The organism is Gleimia hominis, assembly GCF_032085515.1.
Taxonomy (GTDB): domain Bacteria; phylum Actinomycetota; class Actinomycetes; order Actinomycetales; family Actinomycetaceae; genus Gleimia; species Gleimia hominis.
In genome coordinates this window covers 1,253,021-1,273,164 of sequence record NZ_JASXSX010000001.1, presented here as the reverse complement: position 1 = coordinate 1,273,164, position 20,144 = coordinate 1,253,021, and the positions used below count along the sequence as shown (strand labels likewise).

General features: G+C 59.8%; 16 protein-coding genes and 2 tRNA genes. 4 read left to right on the top strand and 14 right to left on the bottom strand.

From position 1 onward, the window contains the following. Nucleotides 1-81: 81 nt before the first annotated feature. The 4 genes from infB to rimP form a co-directional block, all read right to left on the bottom strand. On the bottom strand, nt 82-2,931 hold the full coding sequence (gene infB / locus QS713_RS05435; RefSeq protein WP_313273114.1) for a translation initiation factor IF-2: 2,850 nt from the start codon (nt 2,929-2,931) through the stop codon (nt 82-84). A gap of 171 nt (nt 2,932-3,102) precedes the next feature. Then, nucleotides 3,103-3,333, bottom strand: a complete 231-nt coding sequence (locus QS713_RS09170; protein WP_376779558.1) for a YlxR family protein — start codon at nt 3,331-3,333, stop codon at nt 3,103-3,105. 16 nt (nt 3,334-3,349) lie between these two features. Beyond that, nucleotides 3,350-4,399 carry a transcription termination factor NusA gene (nusA, locus tag QS713_RS05430; RefSeq protein ID WP_102215920.1) on the bottom strand — a complete coding sequence of 350 codons (1,050 nt, stop codon included), beginning with the start codon at nt 4,397-4,399 and terminating at the stop codon, nt 3,350-3,352. A 6-nt stretch (nt 4,400-4,405) separates the two neighbouring features. Further along, nucleotides 4,406-4,870 carry a ribosome maturation factor RimP gene (gene rimP / locus QS713_RS05425; RefSeq protein ID WP_313273786.1) on the bottom strand — a complete coding sequence of 155 codons (465 nt, stop codon included), beginning with the start codon at nt 4,868-4,870 and terminating at the stop codon, nt 4,406-4,408. Nucleotides 4,871-5,049: 179 nt separating this feature from the next. On the opposite strand from rimP, the gene QS713_RS05420 reads away from it, so the two are divergent. Further along, on the top strand, nt 5,050-6,000 hold the full coding sequence (locus QS713_RS05420; RefSeq protein ID WP_313273108.1) for a hypothetical protein: 951 nt from the start codon (nt 5,050-5,052) through the stop codon (nt 5,998-6,000). Nucleotides 6,001-6,025: 25 nt separating this feature from the next. On the opposite strand, the gene QS713_RS05415 is transcribed toward QS713_RS05420, so the two are convergent. The 5 genes from QS713_RS05415 to QS713_RS05395 all read right to left on the bottom strand — a co-directional run bounded on the left by QS713_RS05415 (nt 6,026) and on the right by QS713_RS05395 (nt 10,544). Continuing rightward, nucleotides 6,026-7,681: an ABC transporter ATP-binding protein gene (locus QS713_RS05415; protein WP_313273105.1), complete on the bottom strand. Its 1,656-nt coding sequence runs from the start codon at nt 7,679-7,681 to the stop codon at nt 6,026-6,028. A gap of 9 nt (nt 7,682-7,690) precedes the next feature. Further along, nucleotides 7,691-7,990 carry a hypothetical protein gene (locus QS713_RS05410; protein WP_313273103.1) on the bottom strand — a complete coding sequence of 100 codons (300 nt, stop codon included), beginning with the start codon at nt 7,988-7,990 and terminating at the stop codon, nt 7,691-7,693. Continuing rightward, on the bottom strand, nt 7,987-9,657 hold the full coding sequence (locus tag QS713_RS05405) for an ABC transporter ATP-binding protein (protein WP_313273101.1): 1,671 nt from the start codon (nt 9,655-9,657) through the stop codon (nt 7,987-7,989). Before QS713_RS05405 ends, QS713_RS05410 begins: the two co-directional genes overlap by 4 nt. Nucleotides 9,658-9,904: 247 nt before the next feature. Next, nucleotides 9,905-9,976, bottom strand: a tRNA-Asn gene (locus QS713_RS05400). A 73-nt stretch (nt 9,977-10,049) separates the two neighbouring features. Beyond that, the gene (locus tag QS713_RS05395) at nt 10,050-10,544 is read right to left on the bottom strand and encodes a hypothetical protein (RefSeq protein ID WP_313273099.1); all 495 of its coding nucleotides are present in this window, start codon (nt 10,542-10,544) and stop codon (nt 10,050-10,052) included. A gap of 202 nt (nt 10,545-10,746) precedes the next feature. Between QS713_RS05395 and QS713_RS05390 the strand changes: the two genes are divergently transcribed. Next, nucleotides 10,747-10,820 (top strand) — tRNA-Ile (locus QS713_RS05390). 167 nt (nt 10,821-10,987) lie between these two features. On the opposite strand, the gene dnaG is transcribed toward QS713_RS05390, so the two are convergent. After that, nucleotides 10,988-12,904 carry a DNA primase gene (gene dnaG, locus QS713_RS05385; RefSeq protein ID WP_313273096.1) on the bottom strand — a complete coding sequence of 639 codons (1,917 nt, stop codon included), beginning with the start codon at nt 12,902-12,904 and terminating at the stop codon, nt 10,988-10,990. Nucleotides 12,905-13,008: 104 nt separating this feature from the next. Continuing rightward, a complete protein-coding gene (locus QS713_RS05380; protein ID WP_313273095.1) occupies nt 13,009-14,382 on the bottom strand; it encodes a deoxyguanosinetriphosphate triphosphohydrolase in 1,374 nt (457 codons plus the stop codon). Between the two features lie 46 nt (nt 14,383-14,428). Between QS713_RS05380 and QS713_RS05375 the strand changes: the two genes are divergently transcribed. Together QS713_RS05375 and QS713_RS05370 are read left to right on the top strand one after the other, a co-directional pair. After that, nucleotides 14,429-15,196 (top strand): glucosamine-6-phosphate deaminase, encoded by a 768-nt coding sequence (locus tag QS713_RS05375; protein WP_313273093.1) that lies wholly within the window; start codon nt 14,429-14,431, stop codon nt 15,194-15,196. A gap of 56 nt (nt 15,197-15,252) precedes the next feature. Next, entirely contained in the window at nt 15,253-16,575 is a 1,323-nt protein-coding gene (locus QS713_RS05370) for a hypothetical protein (RefSeq protein ID WP_313273092.1), read from the top strand. Nucleotides 16,576-16,626: 51 nt separating this feature from the next. On the opposite strand, the gene QS713_RS05365 is transcribed toward QS713_RS05370, so the two are convergent. The 3 genes from QS713_RS05365 to QS713_RS05355 are packed head-to-tail and all read right to left on the bottom strand — an operon-like array spanning nt 16,627 to nt 20,087. After that, nucleotides 16,627-17,460, bottom strand: a complete 834-nt coding sequence (locus QS713_RS05365) for a type I 3-dehydroquinate dehydratase (protein WP_313273090.1) — start codon at nt 17,458-17,460, stop codon at nt 16,627-16,629. A gap of 2 nt (nt 17,461-17,462) precedes the next feature. Then, entirely contained in the window at nt 17,463-18,689 is a 1,227-nt protein-coding gene (gene dusB / locus QS713_RS05360; RefSeq protein ID WP_376779570.1) for a tRNA dihydrouridine synthase DusB, read from the bottom strand. A 6-nt stretch (nt 18,690-18,695) separates the two neighbouring features. Continuing rightward, complete coding sequence (locus QS713_RS05355; protein WP_313273089.1) at nt 18,696-20,087, bottom strand: glycine--tRNA ligase; 1,392 nt, start codon at nt 20,085-20,087, stop codon at nt 18,696-18,698. Nucleotides 20,088-20,144 lie beyond the last annotated feature (57 nt).

Sequence of the window (20,144 nt, the reverse complement as noted above, 5' to 3'; positions counted from 1 at the left end):
GAAGGTCCGCGCGTTAATCGCAGGAGAGCCACCGGCCCTGACGCTCCCCGCGCGGGCCGGTGGCTCCGGTTCTAAACACTGTTAGTCACGCGGTTTTTCGCGCATCTCCCAGGTTTCAATGATGTCGCCTTCCGCGATATCTTTCCACCCCAGCGTCATCCCGCATTCGTAGCCCTCCCGGACTTCCGTAACGTCATCCTTCTCTCTGCGCAAAGACTTGATCTCCAACTCTTCTTGCAAGACGATGCCGTCGCGGATAAGGCGGGCGTTGCTTCCGCGTTTAATAACGCCCTTCTTGACTATACAGCCGGCAATGTTGCCGAACTTACCGGACTTGAAGACCTGGCGGATTTCCGCACTGCCCAGCGGCACTTCCTCGTAAATCGGCTTCAGCATGCCCTTCAGGGCCGCTTCAACCTCTTCAATCGCCTGGTAGATGACGGAGTAGTACTTGATCTCCACCCCTTCTTCTTCGGCGAACCGGGATACCTGGTCGTTTGGCCGCACGTTGAACCCGATGATGACCGCGTTGTCCACGGTCGCGAGGTTCACGTCGTTTTGCGTAATCGCACCTACGCCACGGTGGATAATGCGCAATCCAACTTCTTCGCCCACGTCGATCTTGAGCAGCGAGTCTTCCATGGCCTCCACAGCACCCGACACGTCACCTTTAATGATGAGGTTGAGCATGTCGACTTTGCCTTCCTTGAGGACTTGGTCGAACTCTTCGAGGGAAATGCGTTTGCGGCGGCGAGCCAACTGGGCTTGCCGTTCAACCGATTCGCGTCGCTCCGCGATTTGTCGGGCGGTCCGATCGTCCGACGCCACGAGGAAGGAGTCGCCCGCGCGTGGCACGGACGTCAGGCCCAGTACCTGGACGGGTGAGGCCGGCCCGACTTCTTCCACGTCGTGACCGAACTCGTCGAACATCGCGCGCACGCGGCCGTGTGCCGCGCCCACCACGAGGGCGTCCCCAATGCGGAGCGTCCCACGCTGTACCAGCATGGTTGCGACAGCGCCGCGGCCGCGGTCCAGGTTCGCTTCAATCGCGACCCCGCGCGCATCCGTATCCGGGTTCGCTTCCAGATCCAGAGCTGCATCCGCCGTTAGCAACACGGCCTCAAGAAGATCCTTAACCCCAGTTCCCTGCTTCGCGGAAATGTCAACGAACATGACGTCCCCACCGTACTCTTCGGAAACCAAACCGTATTCAGTTAGTTGCGCGCGGATCTTCCCGGGGTTGGCCTCGGGCTTATCAATCTTGTTTACCGCCACCACAATCGGGACGTTCGCGGACTGCGCGTGGTTGATGGCTTCCACGGTCTGCGGCATCACGCCATCGTCCGCAGCCACCACGAGGATCGCAATGTCGGTAACTTCCGCACCGCGGGCACGCATCGCCGTGAACGCCTCGTGACCGGGCGTGTCGATGAACGTGATGATGCGGTCTTCATCATCCAGGTCTACGTGCACCTGGTAGGCACCAATGTGCTGCGTAATCCCACCGTGTTCGGAGTCCACGACGTCCGTGCGGCGGATTGCGTCCAACAGCTTCGTCTTCCCGTGGTCAACGTGACCCATGACGGTAACCACCGGTGGGCGGGGCTGGAGGTTCTCTTCGTCCTCTTCTTCCTCCGCCTCCAGGTCAATGTCGAACGATTCGAGCAGTTCACGGTCCTCATCCTCGGGGGACACGACCTCGATCTTGTACCCGATTTCGTCGCCGAGCAGCTTGAACGTGTCCTCATCCAACGACTGCGTAGCGGTCGCCATCTCCCCCATGTGCAGCAAGACGGTGACGAGCGAAGCCGGGTTCACATCGATGCGGTCCGCGAAATCAGCTAGCGAGGCACCCTGACGGATGCGGATGGTCTTCCCGTTTCCACGAGGAATCTGCACCCCACCAATTACGGGTGCTGACTGCTGCTCGAGCTCCTGGCGCTTTGCCCGCTTGGACTTACGGTTGCGTTTACCGCCGCCGCGACCGAATGCGCCCTGCGTGGCACCGCGTCCACCGCGACCACCGCGGGGTGGACGACCGCCACCGGGATGCGGATTGAAACCGCCCCGGCCGGGTCCGCCGTGGTTTTGCCCACCGCGTCCACGGCCACCGCGACCACCGGACCGCCCCTTGTTTGACGACAGGTCCGCGGAGTCCAGGGCTGCGCGCCCCGGCATCATTGAGGGGTTGGGGCGAGGCCGACGGTTTTGACCCCCACCGGAACGTGACCGTCCTGATCCCCGTCCCCGGCCCGCACGTTCTTGGTTGCCACCGCGACCGGGGCCGGATGACCCACCGGGGCGAGGCATACCCTGCGAGGACGCAAACGGGTTGTTCCCCGGACGCGGCCCCGGCTTCGGTGCGGGTCGCCCGCTCGTTCCGCCTGGGCGAGGCATGCCCTGTGAAGACGCGAACGGGTTGTTCCCCGGACGCGGCCCAGGTCGGGGCGCGGACCGTTGCGGTTTCATCTCCGCCGACTTGTCTTTTGCCTTACCTTTACCCGTTACCTTGCGCAGCACTTGCGCCGGATTTGGAATCGCGGATTTAGTCTTCTTAGACTTCGCCTCCGGCTTCGCGGTTTCCTCCGGTTTTGCCGCCGAGGTTTTCGCCGTCTTAGTGGGCGCAGCCGGTTTGCTCGAACCAGATTTTTCCGCTTTCTGCTTAGCCGCTGTTTTTGACGACTGTTTAGGCGCCGACTTGCCTTTGTTAGACGCCGGTTTTGAAGGTTTAGTCTTGGATTTCTTCGAGTCCGCTTTCTTCTTCGCGGAAGATTTTCCACCCAATTCTTCGCGCATACGCCGAACCACTGGAGGTTCGATCGTTGAGGACGCAGCTTTTACGAACTCGCCGCTTTCCTTTAGGTGCGCTAGTAATTCTTTACTCGTGATTCCGAGCTCTTTCGCGAGCTCGTGTACACGTAATTTCGCCACAATTCTCCTGTTCAGATCCGCCCCTGAACAGGACGGATGTCTTATTCTTGCTGGCAGCTCATCGCTGGGTACTCATCGGGTGCCCATCAGCTTCCAACCCGCTTCCGTTTACTCATCCGCAGTGCACACCCTGTGCACTGGATTGTTGCTAATTATTTGCAACTGTTGATGTCACAGTCGAAAAGCGCGGTTAAACGCGCGCGTGCGCTCTGCCCGTTGCTGACATTTCGGATCGTCACACATCCAAGCTCCACGTCCCGACCGTTTCCGGGATGAGTCTAAAACAACTGTTTGGGCGGATGCATCCCACACGTATCGCACCATGTCACTCGCCGGTTTGCGTCTGCGGCACCCCACACAGGTGCGGACAGGCACATTTCGGTCCGTATAGACAGGTGACATCAACCCCATCTTAACGTTAGTTTTCGTCGATTTCGCCCTCAGGTTGTGAGCCACTGGTCACGTCCGGGCGGGAAACGTCGGACGTGAGCACGCCGTGGCCAGACGCCGTATCGGAGTGAATATCGATGTGGTATCCGCACAAGCGGGCGGCAAGGCGCGAGTTCTGCCCCTCCCGCCCAATCGCTAGGGACAGTTGGAAATCCGGCACTACTACGGACGCGCGTTTCGCTTCTTCGTCCACGATTTCCACTGAGGAAACGCGGGCGGGCGAAAGCGCGTTCGCGACGTAGCGCGCCGGGTCTGTGGAGTAGTCCACAATGTCAATCTTTTCGCCCCGCAGCTCGTTCATGACCGCACGCACCCGCTGCCCCATCGGGCCGATGCACGCACCTTTCGCGTTCACACCCTCGCGGGTAGCAGCCACCGCGATCTTAGACCGGTGCCCGGCCTCCCGCGCAATCGACTTGATTTTCACTAGCCCATCCGCAATTTCAGGCACCTCGCGTTCAAATAGCCCTTCCACGAGGCCCGGGTGAGTGCGCGACACCGTAATGCGCACGCCACGTTCACCTCGAGACACATCAACCACGTACACGCGCACCATTTCGCCGTGCTCAAAATGTTCCCCGGGCACGCGTTCCGCATCCGGCAAAATCGCCTCGTACTCCCCCACTTTCAATACCGTGAGGTGGGGGCCTCGTTCCACGTCAACTGTTCCGACCACAACTTTACCCTGCGAGTTGTGGAACTCACCCAGCACTTTCGAGTCATCAGCCTCGCGAAGGCGCTGCGCAATAATCGAACGTGCAGTGGCAGTTGCGATCCGCCCGAACTCGCGGGGCGTGTCATCAAACTCACCGATCGGATTGTCGTCCTCATCGTATTCAGTCGCCATAACCAATACTTTGCCGGTCTTTTGGTTAATGTCGATCCGGGCCTGGCGGATAGCTCCGGGCATCTTGTGGTAGACCTTCAGCAATGCTTCTTCCACGGCCTGCACCAGGGTGTCACCATCAACCTCTAGGGACGCCCCCACTTCGCGCAGTGCCCTCATATCTATTTCCACGTGCCCTCACTCTCCTTGCGATCCGAACTCAACGCGTGAACGTGCCTTAGCGATATTATCAAGTTCAACGACGGTGTTAACATCGCTGCCCTCAGCTTGCTCTTTGCGCCGCAGTTTCAATGGCGCCAAAACGATTCGGGTTTCGTCCGCGGCAATCAGCCGACCGCGAAGTTTTTGCTTGTCGACGGTAGTTATCTCCACCGGCTGGCCGACAACGCGTTCGAAGTGCCGCGCGGTCGTAAGTTTGCGCTCCGCCCCCGGGGACGTGACTTCGAGCGTGTAGCGTCCCGCAATTGGATCCGCGTCATCTAGGACCTCAGAAATATCGCGCGCCACCGCATCTACCGCTTGCGAATCAATAGAACCAGTTCCACTGGGAAGATCCACTGTGATGCGTAATAGCGGAGGGTTCGCGTGAGTGAGCACGACCTTTTCCAAAAACAGATCATGATTTGACACACAAGGCGCCACCAGTTGCGTGATTTTCCGTTCCGCGTTGCCGTTACTCAACTATGCTCCTATTTGTAGTGGAATTTGATTCTACCGGTTCCGATTGTCTCACGAGTATCAGCCAGGATTTAAACGTGTCATTTAAGCTGCGATCACATCATGCGTTTCAACTTTGTACCGTTATTGCTTCGGCAGCGATCGTGACCAGTGGTTGTAGTGGGATTTATCTTGAGGGATCAGCCCCCACGTTACCGGACCTCACGGACGCGCAACAGGTACAGGTGGCGGCCGCTAAACACGAGCAGGCGTTCGCCGGTGGGGTTGCGAGTTTGAAACTAGGTGCCGACCAACTCGACCGCTCACGCGCCCGGCTGCACCTGCTCGGAGGTGAGTGGAAGCCGTGGAGCAGTCCGGCGCCAAACCGTGCGCCGTCGGCACCAGCGGCGGGTCCGGTTGCGAAAACCGCAGCTGACTTGGCCCGCTACGGCATCGATACCGCGCTTGCAGATTTGAACACGGCGCGCATCTCTGTTCCCGAACGCGAACGGACCACTTACGCGTGGGTGAGCGTTGCCCGGCTCGCGGACGCCCTCCAAATTGCCCAAGAAGACGGTGTGGATCAAAATCGAATAGAAACCTGGTTGGCTGGCCCAGCTCCGGGCCACGACGCGGCGCCCGCGTTAGATAATGAGCAGAAACTGGCGTTGGCACGTGCGGTGCGCGACTGGGATTGCCTCGCGCAACGCATTCCACTTCAGATGGATAACTCCAAAGCTGAGCACAAAGACGGACCGCAGTTCGCCCACGCCACCGCGCTGCGCGAGCAGTTGCTCGACACCGTCACGCGCACACTCACGGGCACCGAGGTGGCGGACCGCCGCCTGCCCTCATGCGACATCAAGAACGCGGCCGCCAAAGAAACTGCGGCCACCAAGGAAAGCGCGGCTTCCAAAAGAGACGGGGCCACCAAAGGAACCGCGCACCTGTACCGGCAGTTACTGCAAGTGAACTTGCAGTTATTTGCATCCGCTCCGAACGCGACCCTGCCGGGCGAAAAGGAGCCGCTCGCAGTCGAGCAGCTCCTTAACACCACACTTCTCGCGGTCCGCAGCGGCCACGCGGAAGCCGTTTTGACGCCTCCGCAGCAGTAACCGGCGGCCCCGCCAAGGCCGGGGCTTAGTTCCCCGCCTCTTCGAACTGGGAGTTGTACAACCGCCAGTACGCACCGCGGCGCTCCAGCAGATCATCGTGAGTGCCCTGTTCGACAATGCTGCCGTGCTCCATAACCACGATCACGTCCGCATCGCGAATAGTCGACAGCCGGTGCGCGATCACGAACGCGGTGCGGCCGTGGCGCAGCGCCACCATTGCTTTTTGCAACAGCAATTCGGTGCGCGTATCCACCGACGATGTGGCCTCATCCAAAATCAAAATCGCCGGGTCAGAAATAAAGGCGCGCGCAATGGTGATTAGCTGCCGTTCACCGGCAGACACGTTGTCTGCGTTACCTTCCAACACCGTGTCGTAACCATCCGGGAGGGACGCCACAAACCGGTCCACGTAACTGGCTTTCGCGGCCGCCAACACTTCCTCGTCCGACGCGTCGGAGCGCCCGTAACGAATATTCTCCGCGATCGTGCCCTGGAACAGCCACGGGTCTTGCAGCACCATGCCGACGCGAGAACGCAGGTCCTGACGCGTCAGCTCCCGCGTGTCTTGCCCATCTAGCAAAATGGTGCCCGACTGGATCTCGTAAAACCGCATTATCAGGTTCACCAGCGTGGTCTTCCCCGCGCCGGTGGGCCCCACGATCGCCACCGTCTGCCCCGGTTTCGCATCCAAGTTCATGTCTTCGATGAGGGGCTCGTCGGGGTTGTAAGAGAAGTTCACGTGGCGGAACTCAATGTGTCCTGGCCCCGGTTGCAGCTGCGCGGGGTGTTCACTGGCTGGCGTTTCTTCTTCGGCCTCCAGAATCTCAAACACCCGTTCGGCTGACGCCGCGGCAGACTGCATCACGGTCACGGCTTGAGACAGCTGCCCAATCGGCTGGTTGAACTGCTGGGAGTACTGGATGAACGCCTGCACGGAACCGAGCCGCATCTGGCCCATAGCCACCTGCAGGCCCCCTAGTACCGCGATCCCCACGTAGGCGAGTAGGCCCGCGAACGTCATTAGCGGCATCATCATGCCCCCGAGGAACCGGGCTCGCAGTGAAGCGGAGTACAGCTCGTTGTTTTCTTGCGCGAAATCTTGTGCCTGACTTTGCTTACGGCCGAAGGCGTGCACCAGGGCGTGGGCCGAGAAGCTCTCTTCTACCCGCGCGTTCAACCGCCCCGTGGCGGCCCACTGGCGGCCGTATGCCTTTTGGGACAACGGTCCGATTACGAGCACGATGAGCGCCATCATCGGCAGGATCGTCATTGCCACCAACGCGAGCTTCCACGACGTGACGAACATCATGATGATCAGCCCCGTGCCCCAGAACACGGAGGTGATTACTGACGACAGGGTTTGTTGCAGCGCGTTCGTGATGTTATCCACGTCGTTCGTGACCCGCGAAATGAGGTCCCCGCGTTTCATCTGATCAAAATACGACAGCGGCAGCGCGTGGATCTTCTCTTCCACCTGGCGGCGCAGGTCGTACAGTGCTTTCACAACCACGCGGTTGATGTTCCAACCCACGTAGAAGTCAAGCAGGTTGCTCGCTAAGTAAATCAGCAGCACGATGATCGACAGCATCGCCAAGCGGTTAAAATCAATGCCCTGACCAGGCACGATGTGCATGGCGGACACCATGTTCGCGATATCCTCGTGGCCCGAATCGCGCAGCATCTGCACCGCCTACGCTTTTGTCCCTCCCGCTGGGATGTGCTTAGAGAACACGCCCTCAAAAAGCGTATTCGTCACTTCCCCAAGTACGCGCGGGGCAATAACGGTCATCGCAGCCCACAGGGCACTGGCCCCAAAAATTACTGCGAACCGCCATTTCCAAGGCGCCAACAAGGCCAGGAGTTTACGCATGGAAGCCCAGAAATGCTGAGCCTTCCGGTCTGGGCGGCGCCCGTGAGCAGACTCGTCCAGTTCCTCTTCAACATCTTCAGGGGCCTGGTTTGCCCGGGATGAAGGTTTCGTCTTACTCATGCTTCTACCCCTATCTGGGAGTCAACGATCTCGCGGTAAGCTTTGCAGTGCTCAAGCAGGTGTTCGTGGGTTCCGCGCCCAACCACCCGGCCGGCCTCGAGCACAATAATCTGGTCGGCCTGGGTAATGGTGGATACGCGTTGGGCAATCACGATTTTCGTTGCCTGCGGCAGGGCGGTCCAGATTTTTTCGCGCACCCGCGCATCCGTCGTGAGGTCCAGGGCAGAGAAGGAGTCGTCAAAGATAAACACGTCTGGTTCGTGCACGATCGCGCGGGCGATACACAGGCGTTGCCGCTGCCCACCCGAAACGTTGCTGCCCCCTTGCCCAATTGGACTGTCGAGGCCCTTGGGCATGTCTCGCACGAACTCGGCGGCTTCCGCCAGCTCGAGGGCCCGCCAAATCTGCTCTTCCGACGCATCCGGGTTTCCAAACAGCATGTTCGACCGCACGGTTCCGGCAAATAAATACGGGTTTTGAGGCACGTACCCCAGGGTTTGTGATAGTTGCGATTCCGCGAGTTTACGTACATCTACACCCCCGACCCGCACGGTGCCACCGGTGGCGTCGTAAAGGCGGGGAATCAGGTTCGCGACCGTGGTTTTGCCAGCGCCGGTAGAGCCGATGAACGCGAGGGTTTGCCCACGGGTGACTTCGAAGTCAAGGCCGTCCAACACTGGTTCGTCCGCACCTGGATACGCGAACGTTACATTTTCGAACGCCACCTGGCCGGGCACGGTAACGTCGGTTCCCCCATTTTCGGGTGGCTCCAATGACGTGTCCGTATCTAGTACCTCACAGATTCGTTCTGCTGACACGGCTGCCCGCGGAATCATGGCGGACATGAACGACAGGTTCAAGATCCCCGTCAAAATCAGCATCATGTAAGTCATGTACGCAACCAGCGTCCCGATCTGCGTGGTGCCCGCTTCGATTTGGTGGCCACCGAACCAGTAGATCGCGACAACCGTGGCATTTAGTACAAACATTATGAGTGGGAAGATGATTATGAACAGTTGCCCCACGCGCCGGGATACGTCGGTCATGTCTTCGTTCGCCTTCGCGAACCGGGTGCGTTCCGTGTCTTCACGTACGAACGCGCGGAGCACCCGAATGCCCGTCAGCTGTTCGCGCAGCACCAAGTTCACGGCGTCGATCCGGTCTTGGTATGAACGGAACAGCGGCACCATTTTCGAAATGATAACCAGCGTGATCGCGAGTAGGAGGGGAATGGAAATCCCCATCAGCCAGCCCAACCCCACGTTTTCACGCAGCGCCATCACAATCCCACCAATGGACATGATCGGCGCGGACACAAGTGCGATCGAGCCGAAACCGAAGAACAACTGCATCTGGTTCACGTCGTTAGTGGAACGGGTAATTAGCGAACCAGGTGAGAACTGGGCGATCTCTTTTTGCGAGAAGGAACTGACCCTCTCGAACACGCGGGTGCGCAAATCCTGCCCGGTGCGCATCCCTAAGTACGACCCGCAGTAAACCGCGCCGATCGCGAGCACCGCTTGTCCAAGTGCGAGCGCCAGCATCACCGCGCCCGTAGACCAGATGTAGCCCAGGTCTCCTTTAGCTACTCCCTCATCAATAATGCGCGCGTTCAAAGTAGGCAAATATAGCTGCGCAAGTGCCTGCCCCAACTGGAGCACCACCACCCCTATGGCGGCTAACCAAAATTTGCTAACGGCGCGTTTCGCGACCCTTAAAAGCATAGTTTTCCCAACGATTCTTAGAAATAATGAAAAGCACTAATGAAATTGACTTGACACACTCTAAACCTACGGGTTCGTTTGGCACGAACGCACAGCTAAGAGCGAAATTCGACGTAGACCAGTTCACACTGGTGAGAGAGCTCGTAATTTGGAAAACGCCCAAGCCCAGATGGGGCTTGAACGTTAGGAGCTCCCGCGACTGGATTCGAACCAGTAACCGTCCGATTAACAGTCGGATGCTCTGCCGTTGAGCTACGCGGGAAAGCGTTGCGGTAGAAACTTTACCAAGATTGCCTGACCGACACAAAATCCGCGCGTGAGGTCATCATCACTATTTATTTACGGGGTAGCCCCACCGAGTCCCGCAGGCTCGTTTCCAGGGCTTCCACTTCGGTTTCCCCCGCGGGGGTTAGTGGCCCGTCGGCTACTGCAACGCTGAATAGTTCCCCATCTGGCCCGCGCCGCACTTGCACGGTCGCGGCGGTACCGTTGTCCAGTTCGCGCGTCGCGATCGTCACCAGTGAGTAACTCACGTACTCCTCCATCGACCGCATAAACACGGTCGGGTCCGCACTCGCCCCGGTGGCCACCAGCGGGGGTCGGCTCGGATCCACCCACGTGATCGTCAGTTGCCGCGTCTTCCCGTCCCAGCGCGCGTGCTGCACCTCATGCCAGTATCCCAGCAGGTTCAGTTCATTTTCATGCATGAGGGCCGGCCCCACGTGGGCGAGCAAAATTGTGGCGCCAGACTCTAAGGGCAGTTGCGGGCGCGTCGCATCGGTTTGCACCCACGGCGGGTTTGCAAGAAGTTTAGGATCTACTCGACTCATGGTTTTACGCTAGATGATTTCCGCCAAGACCTCCAGAGCCCGTGGCGATACTCCCAGGAACTGGCCCGATTTCACGTGGAGCCAGCGTAATCCGCGCAGGGCAGGCGATACATGCTGAACGCACACGCGACACTTCGACACGAGGGCGGAGAAGCGCATTTGATTTGATTCAGCGACTGTTTTTTTGGCATGCTTAGAGCGCGCCCTGGTAGCTCAGTCGGTTAGAGCAGCGGACTCATAATCCGTTTGTCGCGGGTTCGAGCCCCGCCCGGGGCACTTCTTGTACCTTCTGCGCGCGGATTTCATACGCTTCCTGCGCAGTTTTCTTACCTGCCCAGCGCCCTGTTAGGCCGTTCCTGCCCAGCGCCCTGTTAGGCCGTTCCTGCCCAGTTCCCTGTTAGGCCGTTTAGGTCGAAGCTGTCGGCGCGCCTTCAGAGCGGTTTTCACCGGATGTTTTTGCGCTGTTCCTCGAGTGTGACGAGACGGCGGAACACCTGCGCGTGCTCGTCCGACTCTGGGTCTAGGCGCGCTAACTGCGCTTTGCACTTTCCTATCTCGCGGATGAACCCGTGTTGCACCAAGGATTTCACCACACCTTGCGCGTACTCACGGATCCGCGTGGGGTCATCTTGAGGCAGCGGTGCCACTAGCAGCGCAGAAATCACGTTACTCACCGTCGGATCCGTGTCGTCAGTGATCGTGTTGAGCCAGCGTGAGGACGCCACCGCGAGCGCCTGGTCTGCGTCGGCCTCTTGGGCCTGGGCGATTTGGAGTTCGTCGGCGAATGCGTGTAGCCCACCGGCAGCGCGGATTGCGTCGTGTACGGATCGCAGGGCTGGGGTGGCGAACGTGTCTCCGTCCAGGTCATCGAACCCAATGCCCATTACGTCCGCGGGGCGTTGCAGTACGGCTTCAAGCGCTTGCCTTTGCGACCGCTCCACCGGGTCGGTACTGGCGCGCAGAGGGAGTTCGGCGCGTTGGTTTTGTTCCCGGCTTGTGGCCCGGTTGGAGTGGCGGATTGCTTGGCTCACGTCGCGCTCGTCCATGCCGAGCCAACCGGCGAGTTCGCGGCTGTATTCGCGGCGTAGCGCGTGGTCGCGGATCTGGTTGATGATCGGCGCGGTTTCGCGAAGTCCCCGCACGCGGCCTTCCGCGGTGTTCAAGTCCAGATTCTTGAGGGAAGAGCGGATCGCGAACTCGAACAGTGGTTTGCGTGACTCGATGAGTTTAACCAGGGCGTCGTCGCCGCGTTCTAAACGCAGGTCGCACGGGTCGAGTCCCGTGTTTTCCACGGCGACGAATGTTTGGGAGGCGAAGTTCTGGTCTTCGGCAAAGGCTTTGAGCGCAGCTTTGCGGCCGGCTTCGTCACCGTCGAATGTGAAGATCACTTCCCCACCTCGAGATCGGCCAGAAGCCAGACGGACTCCGGCAGCGGGGTCTGCGCTGTCCCCCAGTAGGCGGCGGATGATTTTTACGTGCTCGTGTCCGAACGCGGTGCCGCACGTGGCTACCGCGGTGTCTATGCCCGCGATGTGCGCTGCCATCACGTCCGTGTACCCTTCGACAATTACTACGCGACGTTTTTTGGCGATATTGCGTTTCGCCAGGTCCAGTCCGTACAGTACTTGCGATTTCTTGTAGATCGGGGTTTCTGGGGTGTTGAGGTACTTGGGGCCCTGGTCGTCGTCGGTAAGTCGGCGCGCCCCAAACCCGATGGTTGCGCCCGTGAGGTCGCGGATGGGCCAGATTAGTCTGCCCCGGAATCGGTCGTAGAGGCCGCGCCGACCTTGACTGGCTAAGCCGGCGGTGAGGATTTCGTCTTCGCGGAAGCTGCGTGAGCGCAGCAGGTCGGTGAGTTCGTTCCAGCTTTGTGGGGCGTATCCGATGCCGAAGTGCTGGGCGGTTGTTTCGGAAAACCCGCGGGCACCGAGGAAGTCGCGGGCGGCCTGCGCGGTGGGGGCTGCGAGGTTCTTTTGGAAGAACTCTTCTGCGATTCGGTGGGCGTCTATGAGGCGTTGTCGTTTCCCAAATTGGGCGGCTTCGCGTTTACTGCCCCGCTCGTAGTGGAGGGTGACGTTCGCTTTTTGCGCGAGGTATTCGACTGCTTCGGTGAAGGACAGGTGGTCGATTTGTTGGATGAACGAGAAGACGTCTCCGTTTTCTCCGCAGCCGAAGCAGTGCCAGCGCCCAACGGCGGGGCGGACGTGGAAGGACGGGGTTTTTTCGTCGTGGAAGGGGCATAGGCCTTTGAGGGAATCCACTCCGGCGGAACGCAGCGTCACGTACTGGGAAACGATGTCCTCCAGGTTGATACGTTCGCGTACTCGTTCGATGTCTTCTTTCGCGATGAGTCCTGCCATGCCCTCCCCTTCACCCTTCGCGTTAAATATAGCGATTGTACGCGGGTTTAGAAAGCTGCGGGCCTTTTCTCGGAGGGAGTGTGGAGTCTAGTAGGTTGTGGATTCTAGTAGGTTGTGGAGAACAGGCCGCATAGCCGCGCGTGCCACTGATTCGCGGACGTGTCGGTGAGGGAAGCAACTTGGTCGATTGTGGCGCGCAGGCGCTGGGCGTCCGTTGAGGCGCGGCGCCAAGCGGTTGCGAATGGTTCTTCGAGGTGTTCGCATTTGCTGTTCACGAGTGCGTCAACGAGGTCAGCCAACAGGGTGCGTTGCTGTAGGTAGACGGGTTCAAACTCGCGCGGGGCCATGACGTAGTACACGGCGATGCCTTTGAGTAGTTCGATTTCCGCCCGGGTTTCTTCCGGTACCTGCAGGGCGGCTTCGTAGCGCCCTAGGCTGGGGGCGTTTGCGTTTGAGGGCGCGGGGCCGCTCGGTTGTATCCAGTGCTGCTGATCGGACTCGCGCGTGGCGTGCACAGCTTCTGAGCAGAATCGGCCGATCAGTTGGGACGTCATGTCTTTGAGCTGGGCCCGTGAAGCGTAGTCACCCGTGAAGTCTTCTATCCAGTACGGGTCGTCCAGGAGGCGCTTGCGCGCGGTTTCGTATTTACCGGTTTCGAGGGGGTGGCCCACCCATTCGCTGAGCATTTGCAAAATCCCTGCGAACTCCTTGTCGTCTCGAAGTTTGTGGGGGGCGAACTTGCGGGTGGTGATCGCGTCTTCAATGTCGTGTACGGAGTAGGCGATGTCGTCGGACAGGTCCATGATTTGTGCTTCTATGCACAGTTGCCCGGTTGGGGCACCGCGGCGCATCCACGTGAACGTGGGGGCGTCGTCTGTGTACACGCAGTACTTGCGGGTTGATTTAACTGCGTCTGGCCCCTGCCCGCGTTGCCACGGGTACTTGCACACGGCGTCCAGGCTCGCGCGCGTTAAGTTCACGCCGGCGGGTTCCCCTTCTGCGCCCACAACTTTTGGTTCTAAACGCGTGACAATCCGAAAGGTTTGCGCGTTCCCTTCGAAACCACCGCATTCTTGCCCGAGGTCGTTGAGTGCTTTTTCGCCGTTGTGGCCAAACGGTGGGTGGCCCAGGTCGTGAGCCAGACACGCGGTTTCCACCACGTCGGGGTCCACCCCAAGTTCCTTCCCGATTTCGCGTCCAACTTGCGCAACTTCGAGGGAATGAGTGAGTCGGGTGCGGATAAAATCGTCCGACGAGGGGCCCAGCACCTGGGTTTTAGCGCCTAGGCGGCGGAACGCGGCGGAGTGGAGTATGCGCGCGCGGTCGCGTTCAAAATCTGTGCGGGAAGCGGACTTGGGCCGCTCCTGTGCGCGACGCTGCCGGTCGGCCGCGTCGTAGTGGTAAAGCCTGTTTTCCTTCACACTGCTAGTGTACTGGTGTGCCGCGTGGAAACGGTGGATTAGCTTATGTTCGGGCATTATACTGAACGGGACTATCGTCTTTTGCAGTGAGGTTTCTACAAATATGCGCATTGCGATAACACCTAGTTCCGCACAAGGGTCAGCGCTGGCTGCTTCCATAATTGTTCCCTTAGTTTCCCCCGGGTTTCGGTTAGGGGTAGCAACCGGGTCCACACCGGAGGGTCTGTACGCACAGTTGCGCAAGGCACACGCGGCCGGTGAGTTCACTTTGGCGGGCAGTAGGGCGTGGGCGCTCGATGAGTACATTGGGATTGATCAAGATCATCCGCAGCGCTACCGCAATGTCCTCAAGCGCGAATTAGTGGGCGAAGACAAGACGGGGCTGGCGGATGCGGACCTGCACACGCCCGACGGCTTGTCGGCCGACCCGGAAGAATCGGCGAAACTGTACGAAGAATCGATTACACCGGGGTTAGATCTACAGATCCTAGGGTTGGGTGCGGACGGGCATATTGGGTTTAACGAGCCGTCCGGCTCACTATCTGCTCCCACGAACGTGGTTACACTAGCTCCCCAAACTCGGCGCGATAACGCCCGATTTTTCGACGGCGTGGAAGCCGATGTGCCAAAACGGGCAATCACTCAGGGGCTGGCCACGATCATGACGGCAAAGAAGATTGTGCTGCTCGCGTTTGGGGAGCAAAAAGCGCAGGCGATTCAAGGGGTCGTGGAAGGGCCGGTGTCCGCGTTCTGCCCCGCCTCCATCTTGCAATACCACCAAGACGTGACCGTGATTGTGGACGACGCGGCGGCGGGCGCGTTGAAACTCGCGGACTACTACCGCGAAACCTGGGACAGCGCGCAAGTGTAACGAATCCGGAAGCGGTTTTAAACAGCGGTACCGAACCTCAATGAAAGGCAGTGAACGTGACTAACCATGCGGGTGATCGGGAACCAAAAGACACAACCCGGGCAGACACGTACGTGCGCACGCTGATCGTGCATCAAAGACGCAACGTCCCTTCCGAATGGTGGCACCGCGCCGTGTTCATGGAAGTGCCCGGAATTGTGGATGAGGTTGCGGCCGCCATGTTGAAACCGTGCATGTTCGCAATGGCTCGGGTGGGCGCTTCCGCCGTGATTTTCCGGCCCGCCCTAGTGGATTTAACCGGTTCCACGGTGATCGCGGACCTGGTTAAAGAAGCGCACCGGGTGGGGCTCAAGGTGGTGGTCCGCCTATCTGGCGCCACATTCAGCGGCAGGCCAAGTTCAACCGAAGACGCGTTGTTCTTTGGCCTCGAATCCGACCCCGCCACCCTGGTGGTGCGCGCCCGTGAAGCCTTAAAACTGGGGGTAGATGGAATCGACCTGGGTGGGATCCGCGAATGGTCCACCCGCGCGGACGCGGCGCAGCGAGCGCAGCATTTCCGCGCACTGACACGGATCCTGCAAGTTGAACTAGCGGACTTCTCCCCCAACCACACGCTCTCCGCGTCCGCTGAACTGCTGGATATTGACGCGTTCGTGCGCCACCAAGAAGAAGAGTGGTTCCACAACCTGCGGGCCGGTTCACTGTACCGCGCCACGTTTGACACCCACGCGATCCGCACGGCGATCGACGAAACCTTGCAGGCATGCGACCGGGTTGGGGCGGTGCCGTCTTGGAAAGCGATTGCCCCGCAGATACTCGCGGATCCGCACGAGCGCAAGGGAACTACGCGCACGTGGGAACAGGATGCGGACACGGCGCGGCGCACCGCGATGCGTCTGCTGCTGTGCGCCCTGCCGGGCAGTATTTACCTCCCGTTTGAGTTCATTGGCGGACACGTGGAGTACGTCCACTCCGCGGTGCGCCCTCAACCCGCGCACTCAGAGAAAGAAAAGGCACGTGCCAAACACACGGGGTTGGCGTTGCGGCTGCGGCAAGAACTGTGCATGGGCGACGACACGTTCGCCTGGGTGGAAGGCCTGCCGTGGCAGAATCCAGACACGCTCGTGTCCACCACAGGCAATATTTTGAACGTGTTGAACACGGGTTCGGATCCGATTGAGGTGCCCGCCCAGCATCGCCTGTTAATCCGCTCCGATTCCACGGGGGAAGAAGACGTGCCCGCTGCCGGCCCCGTGTTTTCTGGTAAGGGGCTGCGCCGCGTTCCCCCCGCCCCAGCGGGCACGCGGTTGCGCGGGGGCTCGTGCGCGTGGTTCATTCCCGAACGCGTTGCCGCGCAGGACGTGGCCGCATATCGCTAATGCTAGAGGTCAGGCAGGATATGCCCGCATTCCACCAATGTTAAAAGCCAGCTAGTACAGCGCGATTTTGCCAATGCGGGCGTAGAAGTCAGCTAGCGCGTGGGCATCTATCTGTCCGGGAGCGCTGGCTTGCCCATCGGCGCTCACAAACGTGGCGGAGGATCCTGCGTTACGAGGAAATGCGCGCGACACTATCCCGTGCCTGCCCATTGCCACCACGATCAGTGGCAGCCGCGCTTTCGTGCGTTCAAACTGGCAGCCAGCGGCCATAATCATGAGTGCTTCCATTTCGTTGCGAGCAGTAAGCGCAACTTTCACCACGCCGTACCCCCGATCGCGAAGCGCCTGCGCCTGATCTGCCGGCATATCCTGACACGCCTGCTCCCCAGCTCGTACCAGGCACGTTTGCATCCGTTCTAGGCGATCGAGTAATGCGTCCGCGGATTCTGCGCGTTCAAAATTGTGGTACGAAAGCACGGGCACGGCCTCATGCGAATACGCAAGTTCCAACAACTCAGGCCGGGCCGCGTGCGAATACTCCACGTCCAGCGCGTCGGCGATTGGCGCCACTGTTTCATACACCCGCTGGGAATCCGCTGGGTCACCCTGTCCGCCTTCACCGGTGCTTCGAAAGGTTGCGATGAGGGGCCGCTGCACTTCGCGGCGCACCACTTGCGCTGCCCCGCGGACCACGCCGGGATCACGTTCCGCGAGCGTGTCAACGCGCCATTCCACTACGTCCGCTGGGCTGATTTCAATCTTGCGGGCGCGAGAAACAAGCTGAGACGCGTTCTCGCCCTGCAGCGGGCAAATCATCGCTGGCCGCCCGTTGCCTATCGCGATAGGCGTGTGGATTTTTTGCCCAATTACTGCTGGCATCGCCATTTTCAGCCTCCATCCGCATGCGTCTCGTTCAGCGCGACATCGCGCCGCCCCGCCGTCGATAGTGTCCGCGAGTCTAACCAACCCGCTGGTAAGTGTGTTTTCTTGGGTTTTCCCGCCCGGCCCCGCCGCCCCCGTGCAGCCTGAGGGTAGGGTTGCTGCAAGTCTAGGCTCTGCAACTGCCCCACGAGTTCACTTAGCGTATTGACCCGCTGCAGAGTCAGCCGCTGCTGCCCACCGATACTGAACCCGCGCAAGTACCACCCGATGTGTTTGCGCATATTCCGCATTGCGTCTTCCTCACTGCGGGAGTACTCGATCATCAGCTCCGCGTGTTTAACGATCACTTCCGCTACTTCCTTGAGGGTAGGAGCAGCCTCGGGCTTGTTCGCGCCCGTTAGCGCCGCCACGATGTCGTGGAAAATCCACGGCCGCCCCTGCGCACCCCGGCCAACCACGATCGCATCGACCCCGGTGTGGTCCAGCATCTTTTGCGCATCCGCCCCACTGAACACGTCCCCGTTACCGAACACGGGAATGGACAAAAGACTCTTCAGCTCCGCAATCGCATCCCAGTCAGCCTCACCCGAGTAGTGCTGCTGCTGTGTCCGCCCGTGCAGGGCCACGGCCGCGACCCCGGTATCCTGTGCAATCTGGGCGGCGTCACGGAACGTGGTGTGTTCACTATCGATGCCGATGCGTAGTTTTACGGTTACGGGCACGTCACGCCCCACCTGCTTCACCCCCGCCCGCACTGCGCGGACAATATCGGTGAACAGGTCCAGTTTCCACGGCAGGGCCGCGCCCCCACCCTTGCGGGTGACTTTCGGTACGGGGCAGCCGAAGTTCAAGTCGATGTGGTCGGCCCACGCATTCTGCACGAGGATCCGGGTGGCCTGTTCCAACACGTGCGGATCCGTTCCGTACAGTTGCACGGAACGCACGCGTTCACGCGGGTCTGGGGCAACCATTTGGCGGGTTTTCGCGTTGTCTTCCACCAGTGCCCGCGCGGTAATCATTTCGCACACATAAAGGCCCGCGGGGGCATCCACGTGGGCGTGGGCTGCGGGCAGTTGGGTTTGCAGGTCTTGGGATAGCCCGGCCTCACCGAATTCGCGGCACAATCGGCGGAATGGCTGGTCCGTAACCCCAGCCATTGGGGACAGCAGAACCGGGGCCCACAGTTCGATCGGTCCGATCTTGAGGGCCCCAGTTGAAGCTTCGTGCACCAGAGTCAATTATCCGATGGGCAGCCGGTCCAGCAGGTAGGCACGCACCTGATCGATTGGGATACGCACCTGCTCCATCGAGTCGCGATCACGGATCGTCACCGCGTTATCCTCAAGCGAATCAAAATCGAACGTAATGCAATACGGCGTCCCCACCTCATCTTGACGACGGTAGCGCCTCCCAACGGCCCCCGCATCGTCGTATTCAACGTTCCACAACTCGCGCAGTGACATCGCGAGTTCTTTCGCGGGTTCTTGCAGCTGAGGTTTGCGTGACAGGGGCAGCACCGCGGCTTTCACAGGTGCCAAACGGGGGTCTAGTTTTAGGACCGTGCGCTTATCCACCCCACCTTTCGTATTCGGCGCCTCATCTTCGCAATACGCATCCACTAGGAAAGCCATGAGTGAACGCGTCAGCCCCGCGGACGGTTCGATTACGTAGGGGATCCACCGCTCGTTTTTCTGCTGGTCGTAGTAGTCGAGTTTCTGCCCCGACTTTTCCATGTGCGTCTTCAAGTCGTAGTCCGTGCGGTTCGCAATCCCTTCCAGCTCCCCCCATTCACTACCTTGGAAGCCGAACGTGTATTCAATGTCCACGGTCCGTTTTGAATAGTGGGAAAGCTTTTCTTGAGGGTGTTCGTACAGGCGGAGGTTCTCGCGCGCAATCCCCAGGTCGGTGTACCAGTTCAACCGTTCTTGAATCCAGTATTCGTGCCACTTCTCGTCCGTGCCGGGTTCAACGAAGAACTCCAGTTCCATTTGTTCGAACTCGCGGGTGCGGAAAATGAAGTTCCCGGGGGTGATTTCGTTGCGGAACGATTTGCCGATCTGCGCGATCCCAAACGGTGGTTTTTTCCGCGCGGAAGTCATAACGTTCATGAAGTTCACGAAGATACCCTGCGCGGTTTCGGGGCGCAGGTAGTGGAGCCCAGTTTCATCATCCACGGCTCCCAGGTAGGTTTTGAGCAGACCGGAGAATGCGCGTGGCTGAGTCCACTGGCCGCGCGTGCCACAGTTCGGGCACGGCACTTCGGACATCTCTACCGCGTCTTCAGCGATATTTTTGCGCTCTGCGTATTCTTCTACCAGCTGGTCCTCGCGCAACCGGCGGTGGCACGCGAGGCATTCGATGAGCGGGTCGGTAAACGCAGTTACGTGCCCCGAAGCTTCCCACACGGCACGCGGCAGAATAACAGAGGAATCTAGGCCCACGACGTCGTCACGCTGACGCACCATGCGTGCCCACCACGCTTTTTTAATGTTCTCTTTAAGTTCAACTCCCAGTGGCCCGTAGTCCCATGCGGATCGGGTGCCGCCGTATATTTCCCCGCACGGATAGACGAATCCTCGGCGTTTAGCGAGGCTGATAACGGACTCAAGTCGCGATGAGGCTTTAGCCACTGTTGTCTCCTTATTAGTTAACGCGCCCTCTGGCGCAACTCACCTGCCTGGCTGACA

What these genes read in the sequence shown, in the direction of transcription:
- QS713_RS05415 (WP_313273105.1), bottom strand. Translation starts at nt 7,681, where the DNA reads ATGCTGCGCGATTCGGGCCACGAGGATATCGCGAACATGGTGTCCGCC.
- dnaG (WP_313273096.1), bottom strand. Translation starts at nt 12,904, where the DNA reads ATGGCAGGACTCATCGCGAAAGAAGACATCGAACGAGTACGCGAACGT.
- QS713_RS05375 (WP_313273093.1), top strand. Translation starts at nt 14,429, where the DNA reads ATGCGCATTGCGATAACACCTAGTTCCGCACAAGGGTCAGCGCTGGCT.
- QS713_RS05410 (WP_313273103.1), bottom strand. Translation starts at nt 7,990, where the DNA reads ATGAGTAAGACGAAACCTTCATCCCGGGCAAACCAGGCCCCTGAAGAT.
- QS713_RS05365 (WP_313273090.1), bottom strand. Translation starts at nt 17,460, where the DNA reads ATGGCGATGCCAGCAGTAATTGGGCAAAAAATCCACACGCCTATCGCG.
- QS713_RS09170 (WP_376779558.1), bottom strand. Translation starts at nt 3,333, where the DNA reads ATGTCACCTGTCTATACGGACCGAAATGTGCCTGTCCGCACCTGTGTG.
- QS713_RS05395 (WP_313273099.1), bottom strand. Translation starts at nt 10,544, where the DNA reads ATGAGTCGAGTAGATCCTAAACTTCTTGCAAACCCGCCGTGGGTGCAA.
- QS713_RS05380 (WP_313273095.1), bottom strand. Translation starts at nt 14,382, where the DNA reads ATGCCCGAACATAAGCTAATCCACCGTTTCCACGCGGCACACCAGTAC.